General features: G+C 55.6%; 14 protein-coding genes. 5 read left to right on the top strand and 9 right to left on the bottom strand.

The genetic code is table 11. The features are described 5' to 3' along the window. Window positions 1-61: 61 nt before the first annotated feature. The 8 genes from murD to mraZ form a co-directional block, all read right to left on the bottom strand. Complete coding sequence (murD, locus tag DTHIO_RS17890) at window positions 62-1363, bottom strand: UDP-N-acetylmuramoyl-L-alanine--D-glutamate ligase (protein ID WP_008871652.1); 1302 nt, start codon at window positions 1361-1363, stop codon at window positions 62-64. An 8-nt stretch (window positions 1364-1371) separates the two neighbouring features. Next, on the bottom strand, window positions 1372-2448 hold the full coding sequence (mraY, locus tag DTHIO_RS17885; RefSeq protein ID WP_008871651.1) for a phospho-N-acetylmuramoyl-pentapeptide-transferase: 1077 nt from the start codon (window positions 2446-2448) through the stop codon (window positions 1372-1374). Beyond that, window positions 2449-3837, bottom strand: a complete 1389-nt coding sequence (locus tag DTHIO_RS17880) for a UDP-N-acetylmuramoyl-tripeptide--D-alanyl-D-alanine ligase (RefSeq protein WP_008871650.1) — start codon at window positions 3835-3837, stop codon at window positions 2449-2451. 3 nt (window positions 3838-3840) lie between these two features. Beyond that, window positions 3841-5301 carry a UDP-N-acetylmuramoyl-L-alanyl-D-glutamate--2,6-diaminopimelate ligase gene (locus tag DTHIO_RS17875; RefSeq protein WP_008871649.1) on the bottom strand — a complete coding sequence of 487 codons (1461 nt, stop codon included), beginning with the start codon at window positions 5299-5301 and terminating at the stop codon, window positions 3841-3843. Between the two features lie 314 nt (window positions 5302-5615). Then, complete coding sequence (locus DTHIO_RS17870; protein ID WP_008871648.1) at window positions 5616-7574, bottom strand: penicillin-binding transpeptidase domain-containing protein; 1959 nt, start codon at window positions 7572-7574, stop codon at window positions 5616-5618. A 9-nt stretch (window positions 7575-7583) separates the two neighbouring features. After that, window positions 7584-7874, bottom strand: coding sequence for a hypothetical protein (locus tag DTHIO_RS17865; RefSeq protein WP_008871647.1), 291 nt, complete (start codon window positions 7872-7874; stop codon window positions 7584-7586). Between the two features lie 153 nt (window positions 7875-8027). Continuing rightward, window positions 8028-8987, bottom strand: coding sequence for a 16S rRNA (cytosine(1402)-N(4))-methyltransferase RsmH (gene rsmH, locus DTHIO_RS17860; RefSeq protein WP_008871646.1), 960 nt, complete (start codon window positions 8985-8987; stop codon window positions 8028-8030). A 55-nt stretch (window positions 8988-9042) separates the two neighbouring features. Next, a complete protein-coding gene (mraZ, locus tag DTHIO_RS17855; protein ID WP_040419321.1) occupies window positions 9043-9501 on the bottom strand; it encodes a division/cell wall cluster transcriptional repressor MraZ in 459 nt (152 codons plus the stop codon). A 256-nt stretch (window positions 9502-9757) separates the two neighbouring features. Here mraZ and pyk point away from each other — a divergent pair, with 256 nt between their 5' ends. Both pyk and DTHIO_RS17845 read left to right on the top strand, forming a co-directional pair. Next, window positions 9758-11164 carry a pyruvate kinase gene (gene pyk / locus DTHIO_RS17850; protein ID WP_008871644.1) on the top strand — a complete coding sequence of 469 codons (1407 nt, stop codon included), beginning with the start codon at window positions 9758-9760 and terminating at the stop codon, window positions 11162-11164. 46 nt (window positions 11165-11210) lie between these two features. After that, on the top strand, window positions 11211-12212 hold the full coding sequence (locus DTHIO_RS17845) for an HD-GYP domain-containing protein (RefSeq protein WP_008871643.1): 1002 nt from the start codon (window positions 11211-11213) through the stop codon (window positions 12210-12212). Here DTHIO_RS17845 and queD read toward each other — a convergent pair whose 3' ends face one another. After that, complete coding sequence (queD, locus tag DTHIO_RS17840; RefSeq protein WP_008871642.1) at window positions 12213-12599, bottom strand: 6-carboxytetrahydropterin synthase QueD; 387 nt, start codon at window positions 12597-12599, stop codon at window positions 12213-12215. Between the two features lie 160 nt (window positions 12600-12759). Between queD and queA the strand changes: the two genes are divergently transcribed. Genes queA through DTHIO_RS17825 form a run of 3 tightly spaced genes read left to right on the top strand, consistent with a single transcriptional unit; the run spans window position 12760 to window position 15170 of the window. After that, window positions 12760-13842: a tRNA preQ1(34) S-adenosylmethionine ribosyltransferase-isomerase QueA gene (gene queA, locus DTHIO_RS17835; RefSeq protein WP_008871641.1), complete on the top strand. Its 1083-nt coding sequence runs from the start codon at window positions 12760-12762 to the stop codon at window positions 13840-13842. Between the two features lie 25 nt (window positions 13843-13867). Next, window positions 13868-14125, top strand: a complete 258-nt coding sequence (locus DTHIO_RS17830; protein ID WP_008871640.1) for a 4Fe-4S dicluster domain-containing protein — start codon at window positions 13868-13870, stop codon at window positions 14123-14125. Then, a complete protein-coding gene (locus tag DTHIO_RS17825; protein ID WP_008871639.1) occupies window positions 14118-15170 on the top strand; it encodes a 3-methyl-2-oxobutanoate dehydrogenase subunit VorB in 1053 nt (350 codons plus the stop codon). Before DTHIO_RS17830 ends, DTHIO_RS17825 begins: the two co-directional genes overlap by 8 nt. The last annotated feature ends 60 nt before the right edge of the window (window positions 15171-15230 follow it).

The following is a 15230-nucleotide window of genomic DNA, read 5'->3' as shown; positions in this document are numbered from 1 at the left end:
GTCTGACCAGTCCGACAAGTCCAACGTGTCCGACAGGTCGGACCAGTCAGACGGGTCCGACTCACTGCAGTGTTATGCCGGTTGCCTTTCTCACGGCTACCTTGAAGGCCTCCCCTCGCTCCTGGTAATTATTGAAAAGATCAAAGCTCGAGGTGCCGGGGGACAAAAGTACATTGTCTCCGGGACCTGCTTCCTGCACCGCCCTGGCTGCGGCCTGCTCCAGGTCCGCGAAGTGCTCCATGTCAGCGCTGTTTTTCCAGGCGTCTTCAAATATCTCCCGGCTGTCGCCGAAGAGGTAAACCTTGGCCGCCTTTTCCTGCAGGGTGCCGGCCAGCAGGGAAAAGTCCCCGCCCTTGTATCTTCCCCCGGCCAGCAGCCTGATGGGTGAGTCAAAGGCCTTGAGGGCGGCTGTCATGGCTTCCAGAGTGGTAGCCTTGGAGTCATTGATGTAGCGCACCCCTTTGTCCTGTAGAAACACCTCCTGCCGGTGCGGCGGGGGGACAAATTCAAGCAGGGCCTGGTCAAAGATATTTCTGCTTACGTCCACAAAGCCGCAGGCCAGCATGGCCGCCTCCATATTGGCCTGGTTGTGTGCCCCGGGCAGGCCGGGGCAATGAAATCTTCCCGTGGGGGCAAAGTAGGTGATATTGCTTTTGATTCTGAAATCAGACTCCACCCTTGCTCTCAGGTCCAGGGGCAGTACAGCCAGGTCCATGGGGCCCTGGCGGGCAAAGAGCTGCATCTTGGCTCTGAAATACTCGTCTTCGCTTTCATGGTGATCCAGGTGGTTGGCGGAGAAGTTGAGCAGCACACCCACGTGCGGGGTAAACCCGCTGCAGCCTTGTAGCTGAAAGCTGCTTACCTCCAGGACCAGTATGTCGGCTCTTTTTCCCGAAAGCACATGATCGCTCAACGGGGTTCCTATGTTGCCGCCGGTGAACACCCTGCGTCCGGCTTTTTCCAGGACTTTTTGAATGAGCATGCAGGTGGTGGTCTTGCCGTTGGTGCCGGTGACGGCGATGACAGGTTCGGAAATGAACCAGGAAGCCAGCTCAAGCTCCGAGATCACGGTCTGGCCTGCCGGGCAAAGACCCCTGACCATGGCCAGGGAGATGCCGGGACTGACCACCACCAGGTCCGCGCCCTGGAAATGCTCCGGTCTGTGCTCTCCCAGGACAGGCTCCACGTTGAACAACCCTCTGGAATCCAGCTGGGAGACATCAAAGTCGGTTCGCTTCTCCAGAAGTCGTACCCCGGCTCCCAGGGACTCAAGCAGGGCAGCGGCGGACAGGCCTGAACGGCCAGCGCCCACTACCACCGCCTTGTGGCCTTTCAACTGATCTTTGTGCACCATCTCCTGCATGATTTATCCTACCTGAGCTTAAGTGTGCTCAATGCCGCCAAAGCGAAGAGTATGGACAGAATCCAGAACCGGATAATTATCTTGGATTCCGGGACCCCTTTTAGTTCAAAATGATGATGCAGCGGGGCCATGCGAAAAATGCGCTTGCCTCCGCTCATCTTGTAATAGCCTACCTGAAGGATCACCGAGAGGGTTTCGATAACGAAAAGCCCCCCTACGATGATGAGCAAAAGTTCCTGTTTGCAAAGAACTGCAATAAAACCCAGGGTACCCCCCAGGCTGATGCTGCCGGTATCGCCCATAAAAATCTGGGCCGGGTAGGCGTTGTACCATAGAAATCCCAGTCCCGCCCCCACCAGGGCCCCGCAGAATACTGTCACCTCGCCCAGTCCGGGTATGTAGGGCACCTGCAGATAGTCCGCCAGGTGATAATGCCCGGATACATATACAAATATGGACAGGCACCCGGCGCTGACTATGTACGGCCCGATGGCCAGGCCGTCCAGGCCGTCGGTGAGGTTCACCCCGTTGGAGGCCCCGATCATGACCACCGCGGCAAAGGGAACATAAAAAAGAAACAGGTCCGGCCGGAGATCCTTAAAAAAGGGAATAAGCAGCTCAGTGTTGTAACCCGGCATGGTCAGGAGCATGGAGACCGCACCCAGGGCAATTATGCCCTGGCCAAGAAGCTTGCTTTTGACGCTTAAGCCCTGGTTGTGTTTCTTGATTACTTTCAGGTAGTCATCAAAAAAGCCCACTAAGAAAAATCCTCCGAATACAAAAAGGCACATCCAGACGAGCTTGTTGGTCAGATCCCCCCACAAAAGAACGCTTACCGCCAGAGAAAAGGCCACGAGAACACCGCCCATGGTGGGGGTACCCTGTTTTACCTGGTGATCCGGCCCGTCTTCCTGAACATACTGTCCGCATTTGATGCGCTGCAGCCACTTTATAAACTTGGGGCCCAGCCACAGGCTCAAAAGCAGGGCAGTAAGCAGGGCGTATATGCTCCTGAAGGTAATGTAGCGAAAGACGTTAAAGAAACTTATGTCTTCGCTTAAGGGGTAAAGCAGATGATAAAGCATTTATGTGCCTGCTTCCCGGTTTTTTTCCACGCGGGCCTTGAAGGCCTGCACAAAGTTTTCCATTCCGGCCCTCCTGGAACCCTTAAAAAGTATCACGCCGTGCCGGCAGCCAAGTTTGTCATGCGCTGAGAGAAATGAGGAAACATCCTTGATTTTATGGGCCTTTCGGCTGCCCTCTCCATTCATCCCCGAGAGGACATGCTCCAGGTTGTCCCCGTTATAGAAAAGGGCGGTAAAGGCACCGGCACAAAGACTGCGCCCCAGGTCTCTATGGGCCCTGGCCTCGTCCCGGCCCAGTTCGGCCATATCCCCCAGGACCAAAACGAGATCGCCCCCGGAGGCCAGGCTACGGGCGGTCTCCAGGGCGGCCTGCATGGACATGGGGTTGGCATTGTATGAGTCGTCTATGATTGTCCAGTCTCCTGAGCGACTTATGCACATTCTCTGTTCCGGAAGAGATGACTTTTCAAGGCCGGCCTGGATTTCGTCAGGCTGCATGCCGTATTCCAGGGCCACGGCCCAGATTGCGGCCAGGTTCTCGCAGAAGTGCGCTCCCTGCACAGGTGCATGAAAGGGGATTTCTTCTTCGTTTAAATTCAGGACAAACAGGTTGTCCCTGCTGTGGCTTACGCGGCAGTCGGCTTCAGGGTCGCGGCTGGAGAACCAGGTGGTGTTGAGGTCTGGCCTGGCCCCGGCCTCGCGCTTAAGATCCGGATAGTCCAGGTTGATAAAGGCCCTGTGTTCTGCACGGAGATAATCCAGAAGACGTGCCTTGGCCCGGGCCACCCCGGAAACATCCCCCAGGCCTTCCAGATGGCAGGGGCCGACATTGAGGATCAAAGCCGCGTCGGGAAGCAGGATCTCTCCCAGTTCATCCATGTCCGTGGTGTTGTTGATGCCCAGTTCCATTATCCAGAAATCCTCGTCACCTTTCTGCATAAGCAGGGAAAGGGGCAGGCCCAGCTGGTTGTTCCAGTTTTTATGATTTTTGCCTACAGTGAAGCGGGTTTTAAGCACCTCTGCCAGGATTTCCTTGGTTGTGGTCTTGCCAGCCGAGCCGGTAATGCCCAGAACCCTGGGCCCGGCTTTGAGCCTCCAGTGCCGGCCCAGTCTGCCCAGGGCCTTCAGGGTGTCGTCCACTGCAAGTACCGGTGTATTCTGGATAGAGCCAAGGTCCCTGTGGGCCACAATGGCCAGAGCCCCTCTGTCTGCGGCCTGCCCGGCAAAGCTGTGCCCGTCGGATCTGGTTCCCTGCAGGCAGAAAAAGAGATCCCCCGGGCCTGTCTGACGGCTGTCGGTTCTGACAGCGTTTACAGGCGCGTTTTCAAGCCCCTGGAGGTCTGCTGTGCCTTGCATGGCCCGGGCTGCTTCCCCAAGTCCAATGTTCATGCGCTACCTCACCTCTGTATGGCAAGGGCCGGTGACCTTGCGCTGCAGCTTGCTTACAGCCATCTGGATTTCTCCGGTGTCGCTGAAATCGTGTCGGACTCCCCGGATCTCCTGGTAGTCCTCGTGTCCTTTGCCGGCCACCAGCAGGGCCTCGCCCGGTGCCAGCAGGGATACAGCCTTTTGTATAGCCTGTCTGCGGTCCGGTTCCACCTCCACGCAGGGGTGTCCTGCAAGCCCGGGCAGAATATCCTTTATAATTTCGCCGGGTTCTTCGAATCTGGGATTATCCGAGGTGAGAAAGACTGCGTCTGCATGTGCGGCAACCGCCCGGGCCATTTCCGGGCGTTTGCCCCGGTCCCGGTCCCCGCCGCACCCGAAAAGCACGGCCAGTCTGCTGAAAGACAGCTCTTTCAGGGCAAGGCATACGTTTTCCAGAGCGTCCGGAGTATGGGCATAATCAACGTAAATATTTATTCCTTCAGGGGCCGGCACCTTTTCCAGACGCCCCGGTATGGGGCCCAGGTCCTTTAAGCAGTCAAAATGTTCCGGTTCCAGGCCCAGGCAAATCCCGGCCCCCTGGGCGGCTAGAAGGTTCTGGGCGTTGTGGATTCCCGGCAGGCTGCAGGAGATGGTCCATGACCGGCCCTGGTGGCTGCATTCCATGACCAGCCCGCTGGCAGTGCTTTGAACCAGATGCCCCTGAAGCTCAGGGGAAAAATTTTTCTGCAGTCCATAGCCCATGACCCGGGGGGCTTCCCCGGCCAGGTCCCGGCCATGGGGATCATCCATGTTTATTACGCTGCCAAGGAAATTTTGGGGGTTGGATGGCCAAAAGAGTTTTTTCTTGGCCTGGAAGTAGTCCTCTATGTCGTTGTGGTAGTCCAGATGATCCCTGGAAAGACCGGTAAAGACAGCCACATGGATATCAATGCCTGCCAGGCGCTTCTGGTCCAGGGCATGGGAGGATGCTTCCAGGCAGACCACCTCTACTCCATGGGCCTGCATCCGGGCCAGCATGCGGTGCAGGTCCAGGCAGTCCGGCGTGGTGGTGCCGGCTTTGAGCACAGTCCCGGGCCAGCGGTAATTGACTGTGCCCAGCACCCCGGTTTTATATCCGATGCTGGTAAAAATATGTTCCAGTATATAGCTGGTGGTGGTCTTGCCGTTGGTTCCGGTAACTCCCACCACCTTCATGCTCAGTCTGTCGGTTCCAAAGTGAGCCCTGGCCAGTTCTCCCAGGGCCATAGCGGGATTTTCATGGTGGAGCACCCGGTCCTGCCCGGCAGGTTCGCTGGCAACGACAAAGGCGGCTCCCCTGTCTAAGGCTTCGGGGATAAAGCTGTTGCCGTGGACTTTGGTTCCGGGCATGGCCACAAATATGTCCCCTGGACACACCTGGCGCGAGTCGCTTCGTACCTGCCTGCCCTGCCTGGCTTCGTTTATGATTTCTTTCCAGCTTTTCATTTTAGTGACTTACTCCTGAAACCCTGCCTGCCCCGTGAAATTTCCTTCATTTCACTGGGGTCATAAAAAACAAGAAAAATTTGTGCTATGGCGCTGGAATTTTCCGCATTTGTCGGGGTCGGTGTCGGTATCGGAATCGGTATCAAAAATACCGGGCAGCTTTTTACATGGCTTTGCCTACCGGATTTGATTCAGACTTCGACCCCGATCCCGATACCGATCCCGACCCCGATGATAAGCGTAAGCATAGACAGTTAAGTGGCCAGGGGTAAATTTTTCGCTTGGGTTGCGGGCAAAGCCCGCCTTAGCCTTTATCATGACCCAGGGCAAAGCTTGAGAGTGATATGTTTCTCTTCGCTGTCCCAGCTGCTGCCGGGAGAGGGGTTCTGCTCCCGGACTTTGACTCCGGTGCCTTTAAGCCTGGGTTCTATGCCGGCCTGGATGAGGCTTTCCACGGCCAGGCGCAGCGGGGTTCCACGCAGGTCGGGCACGCTGGAAGTGTCCACTTTCCTGGTCTGCCTGGGTGCTACGCTGAACCTGTCATTTTCCCTGTCAAATGACTCCCTGTCTGCACTGGATTCGTCCAGGGCCAGACTGCGCAGTCCCAGGCCCTTTTGCGATGAAAGCAGTCTGCCCCCGATGCGCTGAAACGCCGGGGCAGCCACCAGTCCGCCATAGTAGGGACTTTCAGGTTCATCCACCAGCACCATTATCATGTATTCCGGATCCATGGCCGGAAGGAAACCCACGAAAGAGGCTACATATTCATCGCTGTAGCCTCCCTGGGGAGATGCCTTCTGGGCGGTTCCGGTCTTGCCTCCCACTTCGATGCCGCTGATTCTGGCCCTGGTCCCGGTGCCGTCTCGTTCCACCGAGTCACGCATCATGGCCAGGACATCCCGGCTGACCCCCCTGGAAAAGACCCTTTGCTGCGAAGAAACAGGGCTGCTTTGTTCCTGCAGGATGTTCAGGTCCGTGTAAACCCCGTGGTTGCCCAGGGTTGCATAGGCCCTGGCCAGCTGCAGGAACGAGGTGGCCATGCCCTGCCCGAAGGAAATGGTGGCCAGGTCCATATTGCTCCAGGTATTGGGGGGGCGCAGCAGCCCCCGGCTCTGACCGGGAACCTGGGCCCCGGTGGCCTGATCCAGGCCCAGCCTGGTTAAATAGCTGTGAAGGGTGCCTGCTCCCAGGTCCATGCCCACCTTGGCCGCGCCTATGTTGCTGGAATAGCGGAGGATTCTGTTCACGGTGAGCCATCCGTACTCCCTGACGTCCTTGATCTGGTTGTTGCCCAGCCTCCACTGGCCCTGTTCACAGTAGTACAGGGAATCACCACGGGCCACATTTTCTTCAAGGGCGGCGGCCACAAGAAAAGGCTTCAGGGTGGAGCCCGGCTCAATGAGATCGGTTGCGCCCCGGTTGCGCCAGATATCCGGGCTTGAGGCGCGGTAATTATTGGGGTTGAAAAAGGGGTAGTTGGCCCAGGACAGAATATCCCCGGTGGGTACGTGCACCACCATGGCTACACCGCTTTGGCCATTGTTTTCTTCCACGGCATCGGCCAGGGCCTGCTCCACGTGGAACTGCATCCTGGAATCAATGGTCAGGTGCACGTCTTCACCGTCCACCTGCTGGTCGGGTTGCCTGGGCATCAGGCTGAACCTCTGCCCTGAGGCGTCTCTTTGCCTGACCAAGACCATTTCTGCTCCGCTGAGTCTTTTATCCAGGGATCTTTCCAATCCTTCCAGCCCGGTGTTGTCTATGCCCACAAACCCCAGTACCTGTCCCAGCATATGTTTCTGGGGATAAACGCGGCTGTGCTCATCAACTATAAAAACTCCGGGAAGATCTGCAGAGACAACTTCATGGGCCACCCGGTCGCTTACCTTCCTGTCCAGCCAGACAAAACTGCTTTTGCGGCCAAGCCTGACCCGGATGGAATCGGGGTCTACATCAAGTATCCGGCCCAGCTCAGCTGCCTGAGCGTGAATATCGTCCATCAGAAAAGGATTGGCATATACGGATTTGCTGCGCACACTCTGAGCCAGGACCCGACCCTGGCGATCGAATATTTCTCCCCTTTTGCCCATGATCTTTTCCTGGCTGAAATACTGCCTTTGGGCCTGCTCAGCCAGTTCTTCACCCTGGAGGACCTGCACTTGCAGGGCCCGGGCCCACAGGGCTCCCCAGAATATAAAACAGAAAGCCAGCACCAGGCCTATCTTGATTCTGCTGTATTCCTTGGTCTTCTTTCTTGGGGGCTGCCTGGTCATAACCCTGACTTACTTCCTGATTTTGCGAACCTGTTCATCCCCGGGCCTGGAGAGGCCGTGTTCCCGGCCGAACTCTCTGAGCCTGTAGGGAGACAGGAGGTTGTTTTTCTCTATGGACAACTTGGTGCGCAGTTCCCTGTTGTCCCGGTATTCTTCCTGGAGCCTTTCCATACGGTAGGCCAGATCCACCCTTTCTACTGTAACCCAGACCTTGGCCATGCCCAGAACAAATGTCGCCAGCAGCATAACTGCCAGCCACTTATAGCTCCCGGTTTTTTTTTCTTTCTTCTTTTCAGGCATGTTCAAGGTCCAAAGCCAGCCAGATAAATATATTTAACGTTCTTTCAAGTTTATGTTCTGCGCCTCTCTTGCTCCCCTGCCTTTCTTCCCCATGCACCATGCCCTATGCACCATGCCCTATGCTCCATGCCCTATGCTCCATGCCCTATGCCCTTAAACCCTTTGAGCCGCCCTTAGTTTAGCGCTTCTGCTTCTGGGGTTGCGGCTTATTTCCCTTTCCGAAGCGGTCAGGGGCTTTCTGGTTAAAATTTCCAGAGTTTTTCTATGGCTGCAGCTGCATACAGGAGACCTTGGCGGACAGATGCAGTCAGATGCCTGCCTGCGCAGATACTGTTTTACCATCCTGTCTTCCAGGGAATGAAAGGAGATTACCACCAGCCTTGCCCCGGGCCTGAGCCAGGGGGCGATTTTTTCCAGAAAATCCTGCAGGCTCTCCAGTTCTTTGTTTGTGGCCATGCGCAGGGCCTGGAATGTTTTGGTGGCCGGATGATTCCTGGCCGCCCGCCGTCTCTGGGCCGGGTAGGCCTGCTCCACTATGCGGGCCAGTTCCAGGGTGGTATTTATGGGGCTTTTTTCCCTGGCCTGGATTATGGCCCTGGCTATCCTGGGGGCCATGGGCTCCTCGCCCAGCTCATAGATTATCTGTTTCAGCCTGGAAAAGGACGCGTTCTGCACCAGGCTGGATGCCGGGGGGAAGCCCTGGGCCAGGCCCATGCGCATATCCAGAGGTCCATCATGGATAAAGCTGAATCCTTTTTCCTTTTTATCCAGCTGCAGCGAGGACATGCCCAGATCAAGAAGGGCTCCGTCCAGTCCAGGCCACTGCAGCTCCTGGAGATATTCCTGAAAATTATGGAAAGCATCCTGGACCATGTGCAACCCGCCCTGCTGTTCTTCCAGGTTTTCTGCAACCAGTTCCAGGGCCTCCTGGTCCATGTCCATGCCCAGAATGCTGCATTCACCTTTGCAGGCCTTGAGTATTGCCAGTGAATGTCCGCCCAAGCCCAGGGTGCCGTCCAGGTAGCGCCCTCCAGGGGCAGGGGCCAGAAGCTCAAGGACTTTTTCAAGCATCACCGGCTGATGGGTATAGTCTGCCAACTCCTGAGCCTGCACGGATATTACCTGTCCTTCTGGTTTTTGTCCGTCTCGGTGGTAACCGGGGACAATTTTAAAACCTCAGCTCGAATCCGTTTTCCGCCAGGGAATCCATTATACCGTCAAAGTCCTGCTCCATCATTCTGCGCTGCGCCTCGAAGCGCTCCATGTCCCAGATCTCGAATTTTCTTCCCACTCCGGCCAGAACGACCTCCCTGTTCATGCCTGCGTATGAGCGCAGATAGGGCGGCACAAGGATACGGCCCTGTTTGTCCAGGCTGATCTCAGTGGCCCCGGAAATAAAAAAGCGGTGGAAATCCCTGAATTTGCGGTTAGCCATATTTAACTGGTTAAAACTCTGTTCAATCCGTTCCCATTCAGGTAAAGGATAGCCTACGGCACAGCCGTCGAAATTGGTGAGCATGACCCGGCCTTCGGGAGAGTGCTCCAGGATTGTTTCCCTGAATTCGGGGGGCAGCATGAGCCGTCCCTTGGGGTCTATGCTTCTTTGGCTGTGTCCTCTGAACATAATTATCTAACCACTATTTACCACCATTTACCACTTTGTTTTTTTTCAGGCAAGGAAAAGTCAACTGTAGAATGAAATTTTTTGGCCTGTTTAGCTTGATTTTAAGTCTTTTTTTAGTTAAGCATTCATTATATTTGAATTTAAAAATTTAAAATTTTTTCTGCACGACTGCAGATTAAGTCCCGTGGCCTGTAGAGGGCCTGCAACCATTAAGTAAGACTCCCGCAGTTAATGTTGCGGGTAAAAAAGGAATGAACATATGCACACCAAGATAATAGCCACCATCGGACCAGCCTGTAACGAGAGGTTTATGATCAAAAGGCTGGTGGAGCAGGGGGTGCGGATTTTCCGGCTCAACTTTTCCCATGGAAGCGCCGGTGATTTTGAGCATATAGTCAGGAACCTGCGCAGCGTGGAGAATGAGCTGCAGCATGGAATAACCATAATGCAGGACCTGTCCGGACCCAAGATAAGGGCCGGGGAACTCAAGGAATCCCCCCTGAGCATAAATGTCGGGGATGAGCTGTTCATGGGCCCTTCGGATCAAATGGACAGGCATGACCCGTATCTGCCTTTTGACCACAGGGAGATCATCAAGGACCTTAAAGTGGGGGACGAGGTCAGGGTCAGCGACGGCGGCCTGAGTTTCGAGATCCTGGAAAAAAGTGGACAGGTGCTCAAGCTCAGGTCGGAAAACAGCGGAATCATCACCTCGCGCAAGGGCATCAATTTTCCCGGCCTCAAGGCCTCCATTGCCGCCCTGACCACCAAGGACCGCGAAGACCTGGCCGCCGGCCTGGACATGGGCATAGACGCGGTGGCCATGTCCTTTGTGCAGTGCCCGGAAGATGTCTCCAGCGCCAAGCACGTCATAGAGAAAAAAGGCCGCTGGATTCCGGTAATCGCCAAACTGGAAAGGCAGGTGGCGGTAAACCGCCTGGAGGAGATTCTAAGGATCGCCGACGGGATCATGGTGGCCCGGGGGGACCTTGGCCTGGAATGCCCTCTGTCTTCCCTGCCCACCCTGCAGAAGAGAATCATTGCCGCGTGCAACCAGGCGGCCAAGCCGGTGATTGTGGCCACCCAGATGCTTCTGTCCATGGTCAGCAATCCCATGCCCACCAGGGCTGAGACTACGGACGTGGCCAATGCCGTCCTGGACGGCACCGACTGCCTCATGCTCTCGGAAGAAACCGCCATCGGGGAGTACCCGGTTCAGGCTGTGGGTTACATGCGCGAGATAGCTGAGGAGGCGGAAAAGTTTTTCTTCGAGCTGGGCACAAGCCCCCTGGAGCCCAAAAAACAGGTTTCCGAAAATTTCATCGGCTACAACGCCTGTCTTCTGGCGGACAAGATCGGGAGCAAGGCCCTTGTGGCCCATACCGATTCCGGAGCAACGGTCAGGCTCATCAGTTCCTGCAGACCCAGACAGACCATCTTCGGTCTGAGTCCCAGGTGGGACACCCAGAAATTCATGAATTTCTCCTGGGGGGTGGTGCCTGTGCACATATCAGAAGAGCCCCAGGATCACCTGCAGCGCACGGAAAAATTTGTAGAGAATTTTTCCGGGTTTTTGAGCGGTGAAGACCTGGTGATAACCTCTGGACACCCCAAGCCAGGAGTGGAAAGTTCTCCCACCAATCTGTTAAAGATTTACCGCAAATAAAACCGATCGTTGTATAAACTTGCCGGATATTCAGGGGAGGGTTTACATGAGTTCAAAGCAGATTGACGCTGAAAGCTTAAACGAGGAATTCTACCAGGTCACGCCGGATATACTGGAGAGCTTCCCCAAGTTTCGACTGCCCCTTAACCTGTACAGATTCAAGGAGGATATCGGGCAACTGCAGCCCTATTATTATGCAGACAGACGCCTGGATCAGAACATGCAGAAAGATCTGCACAACTATTCCAGGAAGGGTCAGATCTTTGTGGCCCGTTCAGATCACAAGATTTACGCCAAACACATCAGCAAACAGCTGGACCTGGTCCTGCAGGACAGGAACCTGACCACTGAAGAAGTAGTTTACATTATCAGGTTCGCCCTTACCGAGAAAGCTTCCGATTTTTTCGAGCAGCCGGTTCCTGCGGCCATGGAGAAGCTGAAAAAAGACAGCTTAGTTTTGACTCAGTACCTGTGGGAGGACAGATCCAGGCTGGAAAATCTGCTCAAAATGCTGCACCAGGAATATTCCTGGGCCAGGCTCTGCTACAACAGCACCATTCTGGGGCTGGCCCTGTTCATGAAGATGCAGGAGGACAGCCTCAAGCGCCGGGCCATGGATAATCTGGCGTTGGGGCTGTTGACGCATATGCTGGGCATGACCAAGGTCCCGGCTTTTATCCTGGAAAAAAAGACCAGGCTTTCCAGAGAAGAGCAGGACAAGATAACAAATTATCCCATGACCGGGGCCAATATTATGCGCAAGCTGGATGTGCTGGAGGATGTGGCGCTTAATTGCCACCTGGAGCACAAAGAACTGCTGGACGGTTCCGGGGTTCCCAGGGGGCTGAAGGGAGCCGAAATCAGCTTGCATGGACGGTTGGCAGCGCTGGTGCATGCCTTCTGTGAGTACTCCCTGCGCCCGGATGCTAAGGGGCAGGACCTGTCCAGAGTGGCTGAATGCCTGGCCCAGGCCCAGAACAAGTACGATGCCAAGCTGAGCAGCAGTCTGCAGGAGCTGGTTCCCCAGGTGCAGGTCGCCCCGGACTGATCAGGATTCGCTGTAATAGGCCCTGGAGCTGTCTTTTTCCGCCACCATGACCCAGTCCAGGTATACGCCCCGGTTTCCCAGGCTTTTTTTCAGGCCCTGGTAAACGAAGCAGGCCAGATTTTCCGATGAGGGGTTGGTCTCTTTGAAGTGGGGCAGGTCGTTTAAATGTTTGTGGTCGAGTTCTTCCAGTACTGCCAGCAGAGTGTTCTTGAGTTCCTTGAAATCCATGAGCATGCCTGTGTCCGGATCGACCTCTTTTCCGCACACCTGGACCTGCACCTGAAAATTGTGCCCGTGCAGGCTTTCGCACTTCCCCCCGTAGTTGCGCAGTTGATGCGATGAACTAAAATCCGAGCTTACCCGGAGGCAATACCTGGGTGCGGCCATGTCTACTCCTTTATATCTTTAAAAAAGGTGTATAACTGATTCCGGTTTGATTATTGCTTTTTGCTTGTGCTGTCAATTTTGAAGGATGACCAGGGTCTGGGGGCATTGCAGGGGAACCTTTCTGGTGGATTTCTAAAGTAAATTACACTAAAGTTCAGCCATGAGCATTTCTGAAGATTTTGATCTTGAAAATTATGATTACGAGCTGGATCCGGCCAGGATAGCTTCTTGGCCCACCCCGGACAGAAGCGAATCCAGGCTTCTGATGCTGGACAGGCAGGGAGGTGAGCTGCAGGAGGACAGGTTTGAAAACATTGACCAGCATCTGGAGCCGGGGTCGCTTCTGGTGGTGAACAATTCAAAGGTGCTGCCGGCAAGGCTCATGGGACACAAAGAAAGTTCCGGGTCAGTGGAATTTTTGCTTTTGACCCCGCTGCCTCTTATCAGCCCGGCCATGGAAAACAGGGAAAAAAAGGCCCGGGTAGAGTGCCTTGTGCGGGCTTCCAGACGCCCCAGGCCCGGGGACTGGGTTTATTTCGCGGAAAACGTGCGTTTCAGGCTTGTGCAGGACCTGGACCAGGGCAGGGCCAAGGGTGATCTTTTCTGGACCGGGGACCTGGGGGATTTTTTCGTGCGCTACGGTCATGTACCCCTTCCTCCCTACATCAAAAGACAGGATGAGCCCCAGGATGTCAACCGCTATCAGACCGTATATGCCCATCCGGACAAGCAGGGCTCTGTGGCAGCACCCACCGCTGGCATGCATTTCACGCCGAAGCTATGCCACAGGCTTGAGGATCTGGGGTGCATGTGGGCGGAGGTCTGCCTGTACGTGGGATACGGCACTTTCAGCCCGGTGAAGTCCGCGGATATAAGGCAGCATGTGATGCACCCGGAGTACATCGAGGTGGGATCCCAGGCTGCAGAGAGCATCCGGGCGGCCAGGGCACAGGGACGCAAGGTGGTGGCCGTAGGAACCACCACGGTGCGTACCTTGGAGAGTGTCTGCAGGATGAAGGGCCGGGTGGAGCCTTTTACAGGCTGGAGCGATCTGTATATCTATCCTGGGTTTAAATTTGAAGCTGTGGACCAGCTCATCACCAACTTTCATTTGCCCAAATCATCTCTTTTAATTATGGTATCCGCTTTTGCAGGCAGGCGAAAAATACTGCACAGCTACCAATACGCCAGGGAGAAGGGTTTTCGTTTTTTTTCCTACGGCGATGCCATGTTTATAAAATAAATTTATTTGATCGGGGGGAGGATAGATGTCCAGGGTGATAATTCGCGAGGAAAGGTGCAAAGGGTGCCTTCTGTGTACCCTTGTTTGCCCGGTGGATATGCTGGAGCAGGCGGACAGGCCCAACAGGCAGGGGTACAAGGTGATCCGGGTGAAGAACCAGGATATGAGCGTGTGCAAAGGATGCGGGTTCTGTGCCGAGATATGTCCCGACGAGGTGTTTGTGGTCTACCGCAGTAAAAAGGACAGGGCCGGCGCTGAAAACCTGGAGGAAGAGCATGTCTAGGATATTCGTCAAGGGCAACGAGGCCATCGCCAGGGGGGCTGTGGACGCCGGCTGCAGGTGCTATTTCGGCTACCCCATAACTCCCCAGAACGACATACCCGAGTATCTGTCCAGGGTCCTGCCCGCATCAGGAGGGGAGTTCATCCAGGCCGAAAGCGAGATCGCAGCGGCCAACATGCTTCTGGGGGCAGGGGCCTGCGGGGTGCGGGCCATGACTTCATCCTCAAGCCCGGGCATATCCCTGAAGCAGGAGGCCATATCCTACATGGCCGGCAGCGATCTGCCCGGGGTCATCGTAAATATCAGCCGGGGCGGGCCGGGACTCGGGGATATTGGTCCTTCCCAGGGGGATTATTTCCAGGCGGTCAAGGGCGGGGGCCACGGGGACTACCGCCAGATTGTGCTGGCCCCGGGCAGTGTGCAGGAGGCTTATGATCTGACTTTTGAGGCCTTTGACCTGGCTTTTGAATACCGCAATCCGGTAATGATCCTTGGGGACGCCATCCTGGGTCAGATGATGGAGCCCATTGACACCCGGGAGCCAGCCGGTCCGGATCCCCAGGAGGCGGCCTCCTGGAGGCTTGAAGGCTCGGGGGAGCGCAGTCCCCGTATCATCCGGTCCCTGCGCCTGGCCGAGGGTACTCTGGGCAGGCACAACCAGGACCTGCAGGAAAAGTATATAAAGGCCCGCAAAGAATGCCGGCATGAAGAGTTTTTAACCTCTGACGCCCGGCTTGTGGTGGTGGCTTTCGGTTCCATTGGGCGCATTGTCAAGTCTACAGTGCGTAAGCTGCGTAAAGAGGGCCATATGGTGGGGCTTCTGCGTCCCATAACCCTTTTTCCTTTTCCTGCGCCTGCTCTGCAGGATCTGGCCCGCCAGGGCAAACGCTTTATGACCATTGAGCACAATATGGGCCAGATGGTGGAGGATGTGCGTCTGTCCATCTGCGGGCTTGCTGAAAGCGGTTTTTATGGACACCTGCCGGGCAACCTGCCTACCCCTGAGGATTTCGAGGAGCCCATACTCAAGGAACTTACAGGATAAACGTGCTGGTGTGCCGGGGTATTAAAACCCGGCAGGTGATATTTTTATGCCCGCAAAGTG

The sequence above is a fragment of the Desulfonatronospira thiodismutans ASO3-1 genome (assembly GCF_000174435.1).
In the GTDB taxonomy this organism is placed as follows: Bacteria; Desulfobacterota; Desulfovibrionia; order Desulfovibrionales; family Desulfonatronovibrionaceae; genus Desulfonatronospira; species Desulfonatronospira thiodismutans.
This window is presented reverse-complemented; position numbering and strand designations above follow the sequence as displayed.